This window comes from Paraburkholderia kirstenboschensis (genome assembly GCF_032806925.1).
Classification (GTDB): Bacteria; Pseudomonadota; Gammaproteobacteria; order Burkholderiales; family Burkholderiaceae; genus Paraburkholderia; species Paraburkholderia kirstenboschensis.
On the sequence record NZ_CP136513.1, the window covers coordinates 3,622,406 to 3,640,168 of the forward strand.

Sequence of the window (17,763 nt, forward strand, 5' to 3'; positions counted from 1 at the left end):
ATGGTCTTTCCAAGCTCAGGCAACCTGTCCGATCCAGAGCGACCTCATGTAGTCGCGGTCATTGTCACTTTCAATCCAGACTTACCGACATTGCAGACCATGATTGAGTCGTTGCAAGCGCAGGTTTCTCGTACTGTGATTGTCGACAACGGATCGGCGGGTCATATCGCGGAGCAAATCGAACAACTTGCTCTGCGTCATGTGTGCGTGCTTGAAGCGCTTGAGGCGAATTTAGGTATCGCGGCTGCACAGAATCGCGGGCTCGCAGTTGCAGCGCGGGTCGAATCCGACCGACCGGGCCATCATCACTATGTGTTGTTTCTCGATCACGACAGCATACCTGCGTCCGGAATGGTCGAAAAACTGGTGGCAACCGACGTCAAACTCCGTCGGCAGAACGTAAGTGTCGGCGCGGTGGGACCGGTTGTGATTGACCGTCGGACGGGCACTCATGGCCGCTTTGTGCGAGCAGGCCGACTCTGGTTGAGTCGCGTGCATTGCGCGGACAACTGTTCCGAACTTGCGGTCGATTTTTTGATCTCTTCCGGTACTCTTGTCAGAGGGGACGTCTTGCAGGAGGTCGGCGGTATGAACGAGGGGTTGTTCATCGATCACGTCGATACGGACTGGTGTTTGCGCGCAAGCGCAGCCAAATATCGGCTATTTGCCGTGTGTGGTGCTCACTTGACGCATTCATTGGGCGACGAGGTCGTTAGAGTGTGGCTAGGGCGTTGGCGCGAAGTATTTGTTCATTCGCCGATCCGAGACTATTACATGTGTCGGAATACGCTGTTAATATTGAAGGCAATTCAAATGCCTTTGGCGTGGAGGCTATTTCTCATCGTGCGCCTAATTGGCTCCATTGTGTTCTTCGGACTGGGTATGGCACCGCGCTGGATAAGGTTGCGCCGTATGTTTCAAGGGCTGCTTGATGGCGTGAACGGGCGCAGCGGAGTACTCGACGTCTCCTTGCGTCCTAGGTAAGCGGCTCACCTGGCGCGACGAGCCGCCTACCGTCCTAGCATAGTCTTCGCCGGAATTGATGTTGTTGGGCTAGGCAGCGATCGGGTTGCCTCTGACCGGAAATTATCAAGCTCACTCATCGACGGTCTTCAAGAGTGGCATTGACCGTTCCCATCTCACCGAGGGGCCACCCTTGGTGAAGCGACTTGGGTCGCGGGAACTGGTCACAAAGAAGAGGAAAATCCCGTCTCACCATACCCATCGCCTTGATGCTCAGAAGTCATGCTTCAGCGCGTGGCTCGTCGACGTACTATCCGCGAGATCAAACTTCGAGCTTTCCTACACAAAACAGACTGAGACGCACTGTTTGCAAGTAGCGATGCGATGTACGCTTCCCGTTCCTCAAGTTTCGCTAATTGCATCTGAATATGCGCGGCCTGTTCGTCGAGTATGGCGCGTTGGGTTTGGATGTACTCCGACTGTTCATTAATTTTATCGTGCAGGGAGTTGATGTAGATATGCTGCTTTTCGGCATAATCAATTTGCTGGTGAATGTAAATATTCTTCTGCTCGATTTGCTTGTACGAACTCTTCGCCATGGCGGAAGACCACCATTTGAGCATTTCGGGTTGCGATGACAGTACATCTGAATACGAGGAGAAGGCATTCACACTAGCCAGTTTGGGAAGGAGGGCTTGCCGCCAGCCCTTAATCACATATTGAATGACGATCCGCAGATAGGTTTCAGTCAATTCTTCATTTAGCGAAATGTCTGCTGGGATTGAGAGAATGTCGCAATTTTCGACACAATCAGGATGCAGTTCCGCGGAACGATTGCTTGATGTGATTTTTTTCACCAAGTCAAAATCCGTGTCGTAAGAATTCCCAAGCGAGTCCGCTAATGCGACGCCGAATTCGTGGCTCAAAACCTGAGGCACGAAGAGAAATTCCACACTATCAATGGCGCGCTGCAGAAAATCCCAGTCATTATTCCGGACAAGCAGAATTCGTGGGTCATACCAGCCGATCGAATAGAAAACCTCTCGTCGTACTACGGTCGCCCCATTAGGAATGTGATTGTCCCCGGTTTTAAGCTTTGCTATGTTGACGGGTTCGCCGATAATTTTGGAGCCTGATGCAAAATGCGCTTCGCATTGCGCATACGCAATGCCCGCTGAGCTGTGCGAATCTAGCGCTGAAACCATTTCATGCAGATAATTCGGCTCCCACTCGCAGTCGTCAAACATCCAGGCGATCAGCTCTCCGCGGCTCTGACGAAATGCTTTGGCGGTGGTAAGTGCGGGCAATCCGACGTTCTCTTCGAATCGCACATGGATGACCCTGGGATCGCTGCGGCAAAACTGTTGTATCGTCTCAGCACTCCCATCGGACGATCCATCGTCGACAACGAACAACTCAAAGTCCGTAAAGGATTGATCTAGTACAGTGGTTATCGCTCGCGCAAGCTTTCCCGACTCATTTCGCCGGAATGTCGGCAGTAAAACGCTTACCTTAGGCATAACTACTGCGCCGCTCCGTGAGAATCGGATGAGTCATGCATGCGCGCAAGCATGGTTGCAAGTCTGCCCTCAGTGCGCTGGACAAAATATTCCGAATCGAGCATCGCAAGGATAATCGCGTCCGCATATTTCCCCGCCTTAAAGGCGTGATCGCGCAGAATCCCTTCCTCCCTGAATCCGAATTTCTTGTGCAACGAAATGACCTTTTCGTTTTCAACGAGAACCTCACAATACAATTTGTGAAGGTTCAAATGCTCGAAAGAATACTGAAGAATGAGCGCCTCGATTTCCGCGCCAATGCCGCCGGACCGTGCTGCAGGGTCGCCGATAATCAAGCGGCCCCATTCCGCTTTTCGATTGCGTCGGTCTATATGATAGATGCTGACTGTTCCAATCGCGATTCCGCTCAGATTGGATACTACTAGGTTTATCTCTGAGGAATCTTGAAGCTGCTTTTCAAACCAGTTTTTTTGTTGCCGGCTGGAGATTGGCAGGAATTCGTAAAAATACTCATAAACCTGCGGATCGCTACGCCAAGACGCAATAAGGGGGAGGTCGCCTTCTTCAATGGCGCGTAATTTGATTCGATTGGATTTAAGCATCTTTTACCCAGTATTGCTGGAATGATGGTCGAGCATGCATGGCGCGCGCTACTCGCGGATGTAACTGTCAGGTAATCGTTGATCAAAGGTCATTTTTGCACATTCACATCAAATGCGGCGAATTTGGGGTGGCGCGCCGCTGCGCGTCGTACCTTTCGGGGTCTTTCTGACGAAGGCCAACCGCACATATTCCGGGTACCCGTCTTGTTTTGAAAAGGGCAGAATTCTAAGCTTTGTCCCGCCAAACGGCGCGGTCAGGTTACCAGAATCCTCCCTCGCCCGGTAGGGTTAATGTGCACTGCCCAAACGCGTAAGGGGCACCTTGGGTCTGCCGTCTCGGAGTGCGCGGTACCAAGCGGGGCCACGCGTTGAGCTCTCTGAACTGAATTGGTCCTCGGTGCTGTGACGTGGTGGTCTGTACATGCCGATATTGGATCGTTGGAATCATGTCCGCGGCATCGGGCATGATGGTAGGTGGGCAAGCAAGGCTCGCTCACCCATAGGCGACTTACAGCGATAATTTCGGTAGCAGAGCTGGGCAAAGCAGCTATGATGCGTCCGGGCAAGGATGCTGTGGCGGCTTGCCGGAGCGTCGGGTGGAGGTGGTTGTGCCGGGCAATATAAGGGCATGGTTGGATTTACTCTAGTCGGCAGCCGAACGGCGTCCTCGTCCGTGCGGTTGAGCTTTGATCGTAACAGTGGAAGTTGCGGCGACATGCGAACGATGGCTGGTATGGCAGTTACTCAGATTTTCAATCTGACGCAGTTGGCGACAACGGCAACGCAATAAATTTTCCTCTGAATATGTCGTCATTACCCGTAGCATCGACCGATCTACTGTCGGTTTCCGTTGTTTTATACAAACCGGATTTGCCGAAATTGGCAATCACTTTGCGAGCTTTGTGCCACGCGTGCGAGCGATTGCGCGGGGTTCGTGCAGACAAAGGCATCAGTCTAATTCTGATCGACAACGGGCAAGTGCCCGACCTGTCGCAGTTCGCGGGCGAACTCATTGCCGCGGGGATTCGTCAGACGCTTTTGAGTGGTCATGGCAACGTGGGATATGGCCGTGGCCACAACCTCGCCTTGAGGCACATAGCGAGTCAATATCACTTGGTGCTGAATCCCGATATTGATCTGGATCCTGAGGCGCTTGTACGAGCTGTCGATTTTCTCGACGCACACCCCGAAGCGGGCTTGCTTGCCCCTTGGATTGGTGATGAGTCTGGCGAGCAACAATACCTCTGTCGGAGGGTTCCGAGTGTACTCGATCTACTCGTCCGAGGTTTCTTGCCGCAGCGCTTTCGTCGGGTATTCGCCTCCCGGATCGCTCGATATGAGATGCGCGACGTGATCGACGGAACGAATGTCGTCCGCAATCCACCAATCGTTAGCGGTTGCTTCATGTTTTTCAGAACCAATGTATTGGCTCAACTAGGTGGCTTTGATCCGCGCTATTTCTTGTATTTCGAGGACTACGATTTGAGTTTGCGTGCCCACGAAGTCGCCGAAGTTGTTTACGTACCTCTCGTGCGGGTGGTCCACTTTGGAGGCAACGCATCTCGCAAGGGATTCGCACACATTCGTATGTTCGGCGCGTCGGCAGTAAGGTTTTTCAACCGATTCGGATGGAGATGGCTATGAGCCACATCGCTGTGACCGGCGCGAACGGTTTTGTCGGTCGCGCGGTTGTCCGAGCATTGCTGGCTAGTGGGCATCAGGTGACGGCCTTCGTCCGGCGAGCCGTCGAAAATCCCGACGTAGTCAGAGAGTGCATTATGGATTCGGTGGAGTCGGCGTCGTGGCCGGCAGACGTTGTGCCCGACGCCGTGATTCACCTCGCCGCCCGCGTGCATGTCATGCGAGAAAACACGGGCGATCCGCTGGCCGCTTTCCGGGACGCGAACGTAGCGGGCGCTTTGCAGGTGGCTGAGGCCGCGCATTGCGCCGGCACACGCAGGCTCGTCTTTGTGAGCAGCATCAAGGCGGTGGGAGAGGCGGATAGCGGGCGTCCGCTGCGAGAGGATGATCCTCCGCAGCCTCAGGATCCGTACGGTATATCGAAGTTGGAGGCGGAAAGGGCGCTGACTCGGTTTGGTGAAGAGACTGGCCTGGAGGTGGTGATCGTTCGCCCGCCCCTCGTTTATGGTCCGGAAGTTCGCGCCAACTTCCTGCACTTGACGGCGGCCGTTGCCAAGGGGATTCCTTTGCCTCTGGGCACCATTACTGCCCGGCGAAGTCTCGTCTACAACGAAAACCTTGCGGACGCACTTGTACTCTGTGCGACCGACGCGCGCGCGGCAGGCGAATGTTTTCACGTAACCGATGGCGCCGACATGACTGTAGCAGAGCTTGCGCGCGCGCTTGGCTACCACTTGCACACCAAAGCCCGATTGCTGCCTGTTCCGGAATCCTGGTTGCGTGTCCTAGGAAAACTAACTCGCCGATCACCTCAGGTCGAACGGCTCATCGGGGAACTGCGCGTGGACTCGTCGCATATTCATAAGGTGCTTCAATGGCAGCCGCGATATACCGTTGATGAAGGACTGGCGGCGACCGCGAAATGGTATCGCTCGACGCATTGAGGGGAAAAATGATCGATCTTGCGAGTTCAGTAGGATTCTTGCCGGCTACTGTCGTGGTGTCGATCAGTTCGTTGGTTGCATGTTTGTTGATACTGGGCGTACTACTGAAAACCGGGGTGGCGTGGCGTCTTGCAACTGACATACCGAACGACCGCTCGCTTCACGGTCGACCCACGCCGCGTGTCGGCGGATGGGGAGTTATTCCGGTAGTGGTAACGGCCCTCATCGTTCTCGCGCCGAATCTATGGATGGCCGCTGCGGGCGCGGCCTTTCTTGCGACGGTGTCGCAGGTCGACGATCGCCGCGGATTGCCCGCGCGAGTCAGATTTGCCGCACATCTGGCCGCTGTAACTTTCTTGGTTTGGTCGCATCCGGCAGCAGTGCCGCTCTGGGCTCTGGCGGTCTTGTGGTTTTTACTGCTTTGGCTTGTCAACCTTTACAATTTTATGGACGGTGCGGACGGTCTCGCCGGTGGCATGACGCTGTTTGGCTTCTCGGGTTATGCAGTTGGCGCGGCAATCAGTGTGCATCCTCTGCCGGAACTCAGCTTGGCATCTGTTGCTGTAGCTGGCGCGGCGGCGGGTTTTTTGGTGTTCAATTTTCATCCCGCACGGGTATTCCTCGGCGATGCAGGTTCGATTCCTCTGGGGTTTCTGGCGGGCGCTGTCGGGTACTGGGGGTGGAGCGGTGGTGTATGGCCGATCTGGTTTCCGGCAATTGTCTTTTCGCCGTTCATCGGCGATGCGTCGATCACGCTCCTGCGGCGCCTCCTGCGTGGCGAGAAAATCTGGCAACCGCACCGCGAGCACTACTATCAGCGTATGGTGCGGAGTGGGGTTGGTCACGCGAGGACAGCTCTGGCGTGGTATGTCGTCATGGCAACTGGCATAATGTTTGCTCTATGTGCTCTGGGCCGCGCCGCTATCGTTCAATGGGGCATCGTCGCCGGTTGGGTGGTGGTTCTTTTTCTGGCGGGTGTGGTCGTCGATATGCGCTGGCGTCGTTTCCAGTCAACACTGTCAGACAAGTAAGGATGTCGCTGATGTTAAGAAACAAGGCCACTTGGCTGTCTTTCAGCGCGTTCCTTTTCGATCTATGCGCGGTTGCCGGATCGTGGGTTGTCGCGTATCTCCTTCGTTTTAACGGATCAATCCCGGACGACTTCCGCGCCGGCGCAGTGCGTTCCCTGCTGTGGGTTCTGCCGGTCTACGGCGTGATGTTCCGCATTTTCGGGCTGTACCGCGGCATGTGGGTATTCGCCAGCTTGCCCGATCTCGTTCGCATTTCGAAAGCCGTGATCGCCGGGGCGCTGGTTGCTATGGTCGTCTCCGTACTGGTACAACCTTCGCCGATCGTGCCACGCTCCGTTCTCGTCGTTTCACCGCTCTTCCTGTTCCTGGCCATGGGCGGATCCCGGGCCCTCTACCGGGCGACCAAGGAGTTCTATCTTTACGGTGGTCTCGTCGCCCAAGGCAAGCCGGTCGTCGTGCTCGGCGCGGGCAACGCCGGTGCGAGCCTCGCGCGTGAGTTGTCGCGGTCGAGCGAATGGCGTCTGGTCGGCCTGCTGGACGACGACGTTTCCAAGCACGGACGCGAAATCTACGGTTACAAGGTTCTCGGTTCGATCAGCGAATTGCCGCGTATGGCCGAGGAGTTGAAAACCGAGTACGCGATCATCGCTATCCCTTCGGCATCTGTGGACGTTCAGCGTCGCGTTGCGACACTTTGTGTACGCGCCGGTGTGCGCGCACTCGTGCTGCCGGCGTTGACGGCTGTCAGCCAAGGCCAAGCCTTCCTCTCCCGGGTCCGTCAGATCGACTTGGAAGACCTACTGGGCCGCGATCCGGTCATGATCGACACCGACCACGTCGAAGCGCTCCTCAAGAATCGCGTTGTCATGGTGACGGGGGCGGGCGGCTCGATCGGCTCCGAACTGTGCCGGCAGATTCTGCGCTTCGGCCCGGTTCAACTGCTAGCGTTCGACATCTCCGAGTTTTCCATCTATCGGCTCAATGAAGAGCTTTCCGATAGGTGTCCGGACGTGTCGGTGGTGCCGATCATTGGCGACGTGAAGGACTCGCTGCTGCTCGATCAGGTCATGGCGCGCTACAGCCCCCATATCGTCTTCCACGCGGCGGCTTACAAGCACGTGCCGCTCATGGAAGAGGTGAACACTTGGCAGGCCGTGCGGAACAACGTGCTCGGCACATATCGCGTGGCGCGCGCGGCGATCCGTCACGACGTCGCGCAGTTCGTGCTGATTTCCACCGACAAGGCCGTCAACCCGACCAACGTGATGGGCGCGAGCAAGCGTCTCGCGGAGATGGTATGTTCGTCGCTGCAACAGCAGGGCGCGCGGCGCACGCAGTTCGAGACCGTGCGCTTCGGCAATGTTCTCGGCAGCGCGGGCAGCGTGATCCCGAAGTTCCAGGAGCAGATCGCGCGCGGCGGTCCCGTTACGGTCACGCATCCGGAAATCACGCGTTTCTTCATGACGATTCCCGAAGCGTCGCAGCTCGTGCTGCAAGCGTCGAGCATGGGCCACGGCGGCGAGATCTTGATTCTCGACATGGGCAAGCCGGTGCGGATTGCCGACCTTGCGCACGATCTGATTCGCCTGTACGGCTTCACGGAAGAGCAGATCCGCGTCGTCTACACGGGCCTGCGTCCCGGCGAAAAGCTCTACGAAGAACTGCTCGCCGACGACGAAACCACGACGCGCACGCCGCATCCGAAGCTGCGCATCGCGCGGGCGCGCGAAGTGCCGGACAGCCTGATCGACAACTTGCTGCCGTGGCTGATGCAGCACCGCGTACCGACCGACGACGAAGTCCGCCGCGATCTGCGCCGCTGGGTCGCCGAATACCAGCCAGCGACATCGACCGCGCTGCGCAGCGTGCCTGCGCCCGTAACGCGCGTCTCATAGCTGTTTCGCGACCGCAATCGACGTGATTGATTCCCGGGGGCTAAGAAGCCAAGCGCGATGCAGAACCGAACGGCCAACTTTGAACTGGCTTTCGTGAACAGGACGAGTTGCGACAATCCTCGTCCTCTACATACAGTAAGCGCGGGTAAAGACATGTCGAGCGGTGAGGGACGTTCCGGCAGGTCCCGTCCGCATTTGTTGCGCTCAAGTCCTACAGGTGACAGAACGTCGCCTGGTAGTCGAGACACTTCACGAAAACAAGGTGAGCGAGCGTACCGATATTTGGCGCATTGTCGAAAGTCGTCGACCAGACCGCTACAAACCGGCTGCGAGCTTTCGATAAGTGCAGGCAGAAATGCCCAGAATGTGCCTCAGCGACGATGACGGCACGGAGATTTTGTGTGGCACTGCTCATGGCCAAGGTCCCGACCTACGTTCGATCGCCCGGGATATGCCAGTGCTGGCACGCGAGCGCGATGCGATCTCGCTAGCGCGACAAGAGTGTGCGAGCGGTGTTGACACCGAATTTACCTCTGGGTGTGCCTCAACGCACGGGGCATCGTCTGGATATGTCACTGCAAGCTTTCGGCTATCAGCGATTGCCGGATGGGCGTTCTATAGGATAGCTAAAAAAATCCCCATTCTTTCGTTCCACCTCTCGACACGACTGGGGTGCTCAGGACAGCATCAACCTGTGGTCTGCGCTGCATTGACTTCTGATTGGGCTCGGCAAGATGAAATCACTGAACCCGATTTCATTGAACCATGCCTTCCAAAACACTGCATTTTCTCGGTCCCGTCGCGAACGAGGGAAATGCCGAACGCAAAGACGGTCATAAGAACGTCCGCAACAACCCTCACGACAGTCTGCGCAACAACATTCGCAATCCCGGATGCGTCGCGCCTCTACCGCGTGGCCGCGTCTTTCCGTGCGATCGGTGTGTGTCTAGCTGTGCGTTGCTTCCTGCGGCTTCCGCTCAGTGTGAGGGCGTCCTCAGATGAAGCCGCGAGCGACAATTGCGCGTGAACAACACCGATTAAAGCGGCCCGCCGCACTCGCCGATGCTGAAATAGCACATCTCGAAACGGTGGTCCGGTATTTCGTTAATAGCCGCGCGGGCGACGCTACAGAATATTTCGACTTGTCTTATTGGCTCGTGCGCGTCGAAGGCATCGGTGAGCATTTTCGTCTCGTTCCCGCTCAGCAGCGACGACTCACTTGGTTGCGAACGATGCTTGTGGGCGCAGCACCCTCAAAACCGGCGGCGTGTCCGCACAAGTGCTGGGTGTGTAGCCGGTGGCTTCGGGAGGGCAGCGCGTCGGCGTCTGATACCCAACGTTGACGGCTACGCGGAGCAAGCTCATTGCAGTCTTGAAGCTGTCGTAGACAGATCGAATTGGTTTGCAGCAGCGCGGGAATAATCGCGATGCGGCTCCGGACGGAACCGCGAACATACCGCATCCGGCGTGTCTGTAGGCCATTCGGAAAGCTGTGCGATAGCGGTCATCGCGTGCATTCGCGCGTATTCGGAGGAACGTGATCGACCATTTCGGGTTCTAAGCGAACGAACCAGAGGGCACGAGTGGCGTTGAGCATGTCATCATGGCGCGCCATGGCATAGCGCAACGCCTGTACGTCTGCAGGGCGCCCCGGCATATCCGGCGGCAATCTGCCATCGGCCTGATCGACGAGCGGCGCAGCAGGTTCGAGTCGACCGCGTGCTCCAGTGCGACTGCCGCGAGTGATATGCCCGTCGCCCGGCATGCCGCAACCACTTCGGCCTTGAACTGTTCGCTGTGCTCCGCCGGCGATGGCTCTCCGTGGGAGCGCGTTCTTCGATAGTGTTCACGTGTGCGCTTATTTCCCCTTGGTGGACCCGGTACTCGCAAGCGCCAGCCGTCACTCGAGGTGAGTTGCCCGGGCGTTTACGGCCAAGGGTGTGAACGGCTGAGAATCCGACACTAAACGGCGGCGTCGATCGGACATGCGGAATGGTCATGCTCTGCTGAACGGTTTGGGTGGGGAGCGACAATGATTGCGTCACGACCGGACTTCCTGCTTGACGCTGTCCAGTTTGGGAATGGTTTGCGCGGAGAGCGAGAGGCGCTACCCGGTGCGTCGGAAGGAGCCCGTAGGGCGAGTACAGACGCACCCGACGTGGCTCGTTTCAGGAAATGGTGACGCTGAAGTCGGGATCCGGTAGAAGAAGGCTTACCGCCGAAGAAACAGGCCCGACACCGGCTCAAACCGCCAAGTTCACTCCGATGTCGAGCCCCACACACGCATGGGGCACGGGTGCCGGGCCAGTATGGCACGACCTATCACCCGTGGTCACCACAAACCGGCCGTTCGCAGAATGGTCGGAGGTATTTCCGAACGCCGCCTGCGTCGTCTCGCTGGTTGACCGGCTGGTGCATCGCGCCGAAGTCGTCGCGATCGAAGGCGAGTCCTACCGGGTGAAAGAGGCATGTGAACGGGCCGAGCAGCGCGCAAAGAAACGCAGCGCGGCACGCATGGAGAAGCAGAAATCATGAAGAGCCTGCACCTGCCTTCGGGCATCACTCACGGCCTGGACTTCCTGATCCCGGACAACTGGTCCGCAGATTAGGCGCTCGCCGTCGTGGAACTCATCGACGAACTACGCGAGCGTATCGCCTCGCACTACCAGATTCCGCTCAAGACCTGCTGCACGAACAGCGCACGCCTCCCGACAATCCTCACCCTCGCGACATCGACAATCCGTTCTGATCGCCATCACCCAACAACAGCGGCCCATAACCACCCCTGTTGTTGACGTTTCTACTCAACTTTGCGCCGCCATCTAATGGCGCTTTTACACCGCCGCTAACAAAAGGTCGGGGGGCGCCGCAAAATCCCTGCCTCATAAGTGGCAGCGTCGCGTCACTGCCGCGCAGCCCTCCGTTCGTCATCGCGGGTTGGACGACCACTTACGACAGGAGCGGTTGTGCCGGCATTAGAGCTTGCAGTTGCCATCAAGGGAAATGCGAACGGCAACCACTACTTGCAAAGAAGACAACACAGGTTCTTACTAGCGGTCCCGTTCAAGCAATCTGTAAAGAGCCTGCCGCGAAATTCCCAGATTTGCCGCGGCTTGGCTCTTGACTCCCCGCGCCTCCACGATTGCTCGCTTTGCGGCCTCCGGCGTGAGCTCGCGACTTACCCTTACTGTCGCAGCATTTCTCATCGTTAGGTAGGCATTCGACTTTGAGACGTCGCTGTGCCCCGCAGCTTGGACGACACGTTGCCTCGCTTCCCTGTGCAGCTTAGCCGAGGCGCTTTCGCGCTGTTGTTTGATTGGTGCAGGCGCGCCAGCAAGTGTCTCGTACATCTGCTGTAGAAACTGATGTCGCAGGCCGTGACTGGTTACCCCAATGCCAGAATGCCTGACGCCATGCTTTCTCAGCACGTGGTAATAGCGGTCGCGCCACTGTTGCTTGGTGTAACCATGCGGAATTGTGGTGCCGGTGTAAAGATTCGACAACTCCGCTGCTTCCTCGAGCACCGCGAGCCTGAGACCGATCGGTACAAGCCGGTCTCTGCCGCCCGGCGTGCCACGTGTGACATGCAATAACCCATCATTGCGTACAGCCTGCGCTGGTCGCAGCAGAAAGCTTTCCTCCACCCGCAAACCGAATGCCGCCTGAAGCTTTAGCTGCACCGCGACGTTGCGGTCGGTCGCAGCCACCTCTTTGATCTTCCTTTCGGCGTCAATGCCGTTTGCCACCCACGACTTATCGATTCGGGGGACGTGCGAACGCAGTAGATCGTGATTTTCCCTGTCGACATAGTCGGCGAGCGTGCCGACAAGTTTGGGCTTTCTCGTCCAGTCAGCAAGAGCTCGCAGGTACGTCAGTTTATTCTCGATGGTGCCACGCGTCAGCTTCCTATGTAACCAAAAGTTCACCAGGAACTGGACGTGCTTGTGCTTCAGTAAGTATGGAGACTGCAAGGCGAAGCCGTTTTGTCGCAGGTCCTCAAATGACTTGCCGAGCGTCATCGTTCGGCACTTCTGCGTCTGCATCGAGAGCGTTTTCGGGCTCCCCGTTGCCGCGCTATTCCCACGGTCCACATTACGTTCGAGCAGCTCTTCGAGCACCGCCTTGAAGTCAGCGGGCAGCCGGTATTTGTCCAAGGCTTCGCGCACATCAAGAATTGCAGACATCTTCACCTCGTCCGTGTGTCGGGGAGCACATCAGTGCCCGCCATCATATGGGGCCGTCGCGGCCACCGAGTCCCTGCTTACTGCGGCAATTTTCAGTCAGTCGTCCTTCGCGCCTGAGAGGCGGCAATCTGCCGCGACACAGCCTCCGCATCGGCTCAGGGTGAGTTATCGACTAACGAAAACGGCTCGTCTGGCGTGGCCGTAACCGATGTCGACGGCAGATGCCCGATACCTTCATTCACATTCTCCTGTTGGTTCAAACTGCTCGGCGTGCCGAAACTATCGTCCCGCAGCAGCCTGTTCAGAGCACTGCTGTGGCCAGCGTTGCCTGCGCGGCTTTATCACGTTGAGCCAAGGCGGTCGCAGGCTGTTGGCCGCGGCGAAGACAACACTGCTTGACCGACCAACTGTACCGATCCGATGAGGTTAATAGGGGAGCGAATGATCACTAATTTCGCCTGGCTTTCGGCGGAAGCAGCGAACATCCAAACGCGCGCGCGTTCACGTTTTGTTGCGTTGAAGAGCAGAGGCAACGGGTTACGCATCGAAGGAATTTCTTCGCTGGATGCATGGGCTCGCTGCCTCGGTCGTTCGACGTTGCCTTGACATTCCGCCACGCATGGCACGCTGAAGCTATTCAGAGTCGTCGCTGCTCAGAGACGTGTTGCCCCGCTGCGAAATGTGGCGCCCCCGAAAGCTGCGCTGCGTTCTGAGGCGAGACGAGCGGGGCGAACTCACGCTGCCGTCTACCACCCCCTTCAGTCAATCAACGGAGAACATATGGAACGGATAAAGTCGCTGCATCCTCTGGCCGGTAATAACGCAACCTCTGCCGCGGCGTTGTGGAAGGATCCCAGTGCGGCCGCTGAAGGGTGGGACGCCGATCAAGCTCCGTGGAAGGAAAAGCGCCGTCGCGTGTGTTTGCCATTAACAAACCGTATCCGATCGCTACTGGATGGGATGACCGGGGATGCATGCGTCGTTCGCCTCGGAGTGCTACTGGAGCATGCCCCTGACACGCGCAACCCGGTGACCTGGGTAGACTGCCTGGCTATATCGGCATTTGGCGTGTTTGCCATCGATCAGTACGAGTGGATCGGCAAAGTCGCGCGCTCTGCAAACGAGGAGGAGCTCCTTCTGCATGAGAGGCCCGGTGTGGTCTGCGTTCAAACCTCTCCATTGCGCAGAGCAAAGCCCGTATTACGCCATTTGCGAGGGGTACTCGGACAGTTCCTGTGTCCGGTCGAAAGCATCGCCGTCTTCGCCGACTCCGACTGCGCTCTCGATCCAACGTTGCCGGAAAACATGCTTCAAGGCGGTGAGTTACGTCATTTCATGCGCACGCGCCTAAACCGCTTTCGTTGCAGCCACTCTCGGTATCTCGATCCTCGAAGGATCGCGGCGCATCTGCAGTCGCACAGCCCGGACTGGGGCCAAGGTTGATACTTGCCCTCGTCGATGTTCACTTGCTGAGACCGTCGCCAACGGCGCGGACAGACGCGGGCAACCACTGAAGTGCGCGTCGCCTGCCGGTGGGCTCTCCTATCAGACAGTACGGGTTCACTATCCGCGAGCGCCGATGGCCCGCGTGCGCCCGACAAGCGCAACGGGACTACTCGGTCGACGGCAGCGCCGAATTCAAGCCCGAGGTCATGTTTGACGACGGTCACTCGATCTGGATGCGCATGCCCGCGAAATCGCAAAACGTGGCCGGTGCCGATGTACAGGGACCACGGCGATCGCGTCGTCGGGAATTTCATCGCCGAGCTGATTTCCTTATTTTCCAGCGGCTGGCCGACGAGAGTGTTCTCGTTTCCGTAAAGGATGAAGTGAGGGTGGTGCGTGGACGCCGGCGCGTGTCGGATTGTTCTGACCGTAGCCAAAGAAAGCCTAACGGTTGGCCTTCACTCAATGCCAAACCTGGTCTTCAGCATTTCAATCATGAACTCGAGCGCCGCTACGCTGTTAGCGTCCGACTCTTGAAGGTGCAATTCAACGATCAGGCGGCGCTTTGCATTCTTTCCTGGCGCTTTCCTAACCCTCACGTCGACGCCGGGTATATCGATACCCGCAAGGCGGTTCAGGATCAGTTGGGGTGACGGCCTACGCGGCGAGCGGCCCGCCTCGGCTGCGAGCGCGCGAACATTATTCACCCCCCGCAGCGCTATCAGCCTCACTAATTCCTTGCCGGCCGCGAAAGTCAGATTGTCACCCGGAAAAAGCATTTTCACCTCAGCTGGCAACGTCTTCTCAATGGTGATTGCCTCGCTAAGCCGGGATTGCGGTATGCCCATATGTGCCGCCGCGACGCCTTTGCTCGGGAATTTGCCTTTTAGGTAATACGCTGCAATGGCGAGCGGCGCGTTCAATCCCGGAGGGGCCGCTCGTGAGCTTACTTGGCCGCCCGATCGCAAGGCACGCAAAATATCCCTCGCGTCCATTCCAGTTGTGTCAATCTCTGCGGCGCTTGCAGCGAGCAGGCTTTCTCCGCGCTGACTTGCCAGTCTTAGGAGCGCGCGCGCGTTTCCACTGCTCAAGCCGGCTTTGTCGAACAGTCCTGTAAGCACCCTAGGCAACCGCGAGACGGCCAGAGCCTCGGCGATCCTCGGTGGCGCCAGGTTCGTCTCGAACAATCTGGACAGCTTGGCTGCTGCCTGACGATATGTGTTCCATTGCGTTCCCACGCCGGCCTTATAAATCGCTGCTAGCCTCAATGCATCGTCGACGACTTTTTCCGTCATTGAAACGTCTCAATAAAATCGTTGGGAGAAGCACAGCCAGCAAGCCACCGTCGAAGGTCTCCACCAAGAAACCGAAAGGTGCACCCATACGGTTGCTTTAGAACCCGGCCAATCGCTTCCGCGTCTGCAATCGCTACTGCGCCGTTGCACCGCGCGTTATCCGCCGCAGTTCACGGCTTTTTAACCATGGTTAATTTTTTTGCTCGCGTCGCCCGCGCAACCGACTGTTTTCAAACAGGAAAAAAGCAAGCTATCCCGTTCCAGGAATGTAAATTTGGAAAAAAATTCGGAACAGACCGTAAACGATACACCGCAGCACGCTCAACGGAACGCCGGAAGGGTGCCGATTTCGATCCTCTTTACGGCGGAGATGCCTAACCATGGTTAAAGTTTTCGAAGCCGGCGACGGAACTGCGAACTGTCGTGAGCACAAAGGCGCTCAAATCTATGTGCCTTTTCCCTCAAAACCCTTGTTAGAGATCGTTTCAATGGTACCCATTCATCAAGGGTTGCCATGCGCATTTTCAGGAACAAGCGGCAGGCCGCGCTATCCACGGCCCCCGGCATGTATGCCGAGGAAGATCCATCGAAAGTCATTTACGAGACGAGCACGCGGCTGAAGGTCGAGAGCAACCGCTGTATGCTCATTGCCTTCGCCTGTGCTGGGGTCGCAGCCGGTGCCGTCTGGACACGGCAGCCGCCGCCTTCGGACTATCCGTCGTGCCCACCGTGTTCCTTTCAGCTGTTGCCATGGCTTCACGGACCGTTTGCGGACTCAACGATCGGTAACCTTGGGAGAGGGCGCGAAATTTGTCCACAGATAGGCGTTCGCCATTCTTGCCCGGCTACCCCTGTTGCTTCGGCGACGCACTGCGTCGCATTCTTCGTGAGTCTCGACCCGCTGACCCGCCCAACCGTATGTTGCGGGGGTAGCGCCCGTCGCGACGTCGGCGCGTCAAGCGGTACGGCGGTCCGACTACCTTGGGTCCGTCGAGCTGCGGCTACTGGAACGATAGGTGTGTCGATGCGTGGAGGCGGCTCCCCTCGATCCAGAACCTTCTCGGCTGTAGTTCGTCTTTTCTACCGGTTTCGCAACGTGGACCTCTTGGTGGCGGGATTTGCGACTTCAGTCGTCGCGAACCGCGCTGCTCGTCACCATGTCGTTGCTCGCTGGTAGGACACACACCTGCTCAACGTCGTTTAAGTGCGACCCAGTATGTGAGCGATAAAGCTGTAAGTGCGTCCAGTTTGAAGCAGCTTGCCGCTGCGGCCAGCGTTTTTCTGACGATCCTTGACTTCGGCTAGAGCCCGGTACGCTGGTTTCACCCATCTAACGAAAGGAGAAACCGAAATGCTTATAGAACTGCTCGCGTTTGGCGCCACATTGCTGTGGGCGTACCAGGGCCACAATGAAGAGCTGTCCAGCGAGAAGGCTCTTTCAGGGGCGCGATGGATGGATCGTGCAGGGCGCGGCGAGGAAGGGGAACAACTCGTATCTGCTGATCTTCAGCGACACCTCGTGCGCCTGTGTGGCGACGACTGGCTGATTTTCAATGGCGTCATTCTTGTTCACGCGCCCGATAGTGCGTTTCCAACCGTCGAGATTGATCACCTGGCGATCACCCCGTTCGGCATCTTCGTGATTGAGACGAAGCACTGGGGTGGCGCGGTTACGCGTGGCGAAACCGATGCAACGTTGATCCTTTCGACGCCTGACGGGCAGCGGCACGTTCGCACTTCCCCAATGAAGCAAAATGGGCCAAAGGTTCGATTTCTCAAAAGCTTGATCCCTCCGAGGCTCTGGCTCGTTGAAGGACTTGGCGTGTTTTCCAATGACGCGACCACGCTGGCCCCTATGCTTCCAACGGCACTGCTTGAGCGCGGCGAACTTTATCGGCACTTGAGGATACGCCAGCAGCAGTTTGCGCGGACGGGAATCGCTCTACTGCCTGTGCAAAAGATCGCGGACGCGGTACTTCGGCATGCTGATACGCGAGCCGAGGCTTTCGCTGAGCATCGGCAGCGCATCCGGGACGCCCGTGCAGCCGAACATGAATGATGCTGTGACCGGTATGGGCTTCGAACGCTAGCGCAGGCAGTAAGCGCGATCATCCTCAAAGCCGATCCGTCGCCTGCAAGTCGCTTGCATCGCAGCCCTTCCTCTCCGGGGCGCGACGAGAGAAGCCTTACAGGCATGGAAAGCGAGGGGAGATCGCGCAACATGCTGCTCGACGTCTCTTGT

General features: G+C 57.5%; 11 protein-coding genes and 1 pseudogene. 8 read left to right on the plus strand and 4 right to left on the minus strand.

The features are described 5' to 3' along the window. Window positions 1-984, plus strand: coding sequence for a glycosyltransferase family 2 protein (locus tag RW095_RS38940; protein ID WP_317020936.1), 984 nt, complete (start codon window positions 1-3; stop codon window positions 982-984). Window positions 985-1,250: 266 nt separating this feature from the next. Here RW095_RS38940 and RW095_RS38945 read toward each other — a convergent pair whose 3' ends face one another. Further along, the gene (locus RW095_RS38945; RefSeq protein ID WP_317020937.1) at window positions 1,251-2,483 is read right to left on the minus strand and encodes a glycosyltransferase family 2 protein; all 1,233 of its coding nucleotides are present in this window, start codon (window positions 2,481-2,483) and stop codon (window positions 1,251-1,253) included. Between the two features lie 2 nt (window positions 2,484-2,485). Continuing rightward, window positions 2,486-3,085 carry a UDP-4-amino-4,6-dideoxy-N-acetyl-beta-L-altrosamine N-acetyltransferase gene (pseH, locus tag RW095_RS38950; RefSeq protein WP_317020938.1) on the minus strand — a complete coding sequence of 200 codons (600 nt, stop codon included), beginning with the start codon at window positions 3,083-3,085 and terminating at the stop codon, window positions 2,486-2,488. 798 nt (window positions 3,086-3,883) lie between these two features. Between pseH and RW095_RS38955 the strand changes: the two genes are divergently transcribed. The 5 genes and pseudogenes from RW095_RS38955 to RW095_RS38975 all read left to right on the plus strand — a co-directional run. Further along, a complete protein-coding gene (locus tag RW095_RS38955) occupies window positions 3,884-4,729 on the plus strand; it encodes a glycosyltransferase (protein ID WP_394365233.1) in 846 nt (281 codons plus the stop codon). Further along, a complete protein-coding gene (locus RW095_RS38960) occupies window positions 4,726-5,670 on the plus strand; it encodes a UDP-glucose 4-epimerase family protein (protein ID WP_317020939.1) in 945 nt (314 codons plus the stop codon). The genes RW095_RS38955 and RW095_RS38960 overlap by 4 nt, the downstream gene beginning before the upstream one ends. An 8-nt stretch (window positions 5,671-5,678) precedes the next feature. Further along, window positions 5,679-6,701, plus strand: coding sequence for an MraY family glycosyltransferase (locus RW095_RS38965; RefSeq protein WP_317022834.1), 1,023 nt, complete (start codon window positions 5,679-5,681; stop codon window positions 6,699-6,701). A gap of 11 nt (window positions 6,702-6,712) precedes the next feature. Then, window positions 6,713-8,596, plus strand: coding sequence for a polysaccharide biosynthesis protein (locus RW095_RS38970; RefSeq protein WP_317020940.1), 1,884 nt, complete (start codon window positions 6,713-6,715; stop codon window positions 8,594-8,596). 2,322 nt (window positions 8,597-10,918) lie between these two features. Next, a pseudogene (locus RW095_RS38975) lies at window positions 10,919-11,131 on the plus strand (ATP-binding protein); the annotation flags it as partial. 515 nt (window positions 11,132-11,646) lie between these two features. On the opposite strand, the gene RW095_RS38980 reads toward RW095_RS38975, so the two are convergent. Then, complete coding sequence (locus RW095_RS38980; protein ID WP_317020941.1) at window positions 11,647-12,780, minus strand: integrase domain-containing protein; 1,134 nt, start codon at window positions 12,778-12,780, stop codon at window positions 11,647-11,649. A gap of 780 nt (window positions 12,781-13,560) precedes the next feature. Here RW095_RS38980 and RW095_RS38985 point away from each other — a divergent pair. Continuing rightward, complete coding sequence (locus tag RW095_RS38985; protein WP_317020942.1) at window positions 13,561-14,223, plus strand: NERD domain-containing protein; 663 nt, start codon at window positions 13,561-13,563, stop codon at window positions 14,221-14,223. Between the two features lie 461 nt (window positions 14,224-14,684). Here RW095_RS38985 and RW095_RS38990 read toward each other — a convergent pair whose 3' ends face one another. Beyond that, window positions 14,685-15,521, minus strand: coding sequence for a hypothetical protein (locus tag RW095_RS38990; RefSeq protein ID WP_317020943.1), 837 nt, complete (start codon window positions 15,519-15,521; stop codon window positions 14,685-14,687). A 1,351-nt stretch (window positions 15,522-16,872) separates the two neighbouring features. Between RW095_RS38990 and RW095_RS38995 the strand changes: the two genes are divergently transcribed. Continuing rightward, window positions 16,873-17,580, plus strand: a complete 708-nt coding sequence (locus tag RW095_RS38995) for a nuclease-related domain-containing protein (protein ID WP_317020944.1) — start codon at window positions 16,873-16,875, stop codon at window positions 17,578-17,580. The last annotated feature ends 183 nt before the right edge of the window (window positions 17,581-17,763 follow it).

Excerpts from the sequence above, each read along its gene's own strand:
- RW095_RS38985 (WP_317020942.1), top strand. The coding sequence starts at position 13,561 with ATGGAACGGATAAAGTCGCTGCATCCTCTGGCCGGTAATAACGCAACC.
- RW095_RS38940 (WP_317020936.1), top strand. The coding sequence starts at position 1 with ATGGTCTTTCCAAGCTCAGGCAACCTGTCCGATCCAGAGCGACCTCAT.
- pseH (WP_317020938.1), bottom strand. The coding sequence starts at position 3,085 with ATGCTTAAATCCAATCGAATCAAATTACGCGCCATTGAAGAAGGCGAC.
- RW095_RS38990 (WP_317020943.1), bottom strand. The coding sequence starts at position 15,521 with ATGACGGAAAAAGTCGTCGACGATGCATTGAGGCTAGCAGCGATTTAT.
- RW095_RS38960 (WP_317020939.1), top strand. The coding sequence starts at position 4,726 with ATGAGCCACATCGCTGTGACCGGCGCGAACGGTTTTGTCGGTCGCGCG.
- RW095_RS38980 (WP_317020941.1), bottom strand. The coding sequence starts at position 12,780 with ATGTCTGCAATTCTTGATGTGCGCGAAGCCTTGGACAAATACCGGCTG.
- RW095_RS38945 (WP_317020937.1), bottom strand. The coding sequence starts at position 2,483 with ATGCCTAAGGTAAGCGTTTTACTGCCGACATTCCGGCGAAATGAGTCG.
- RW095_RS38965 (WP_317022834.1), top strand. The coding sequence starts at position 5,679 with ATGATCGATCTTGCGAGTTCAGTAGGATTCTTGCCGGCTACTGTCGTG.
- RW095_RS38970 (WP_317020940.1), top strand. The coding sequence starts at position 6,713 with ATGTTAAGAAACAAGGCCACTTGGCTGTCTTTCAGCGCGTTCCTTTTC.
- RW095_RS38995 (WP_317020944.1), top strand. The coding sequence starts at position 16,873 with ATGCTTATAGAACTGCTCGCGTTTGGCGCCACATTGCTGTGGGCGTAC.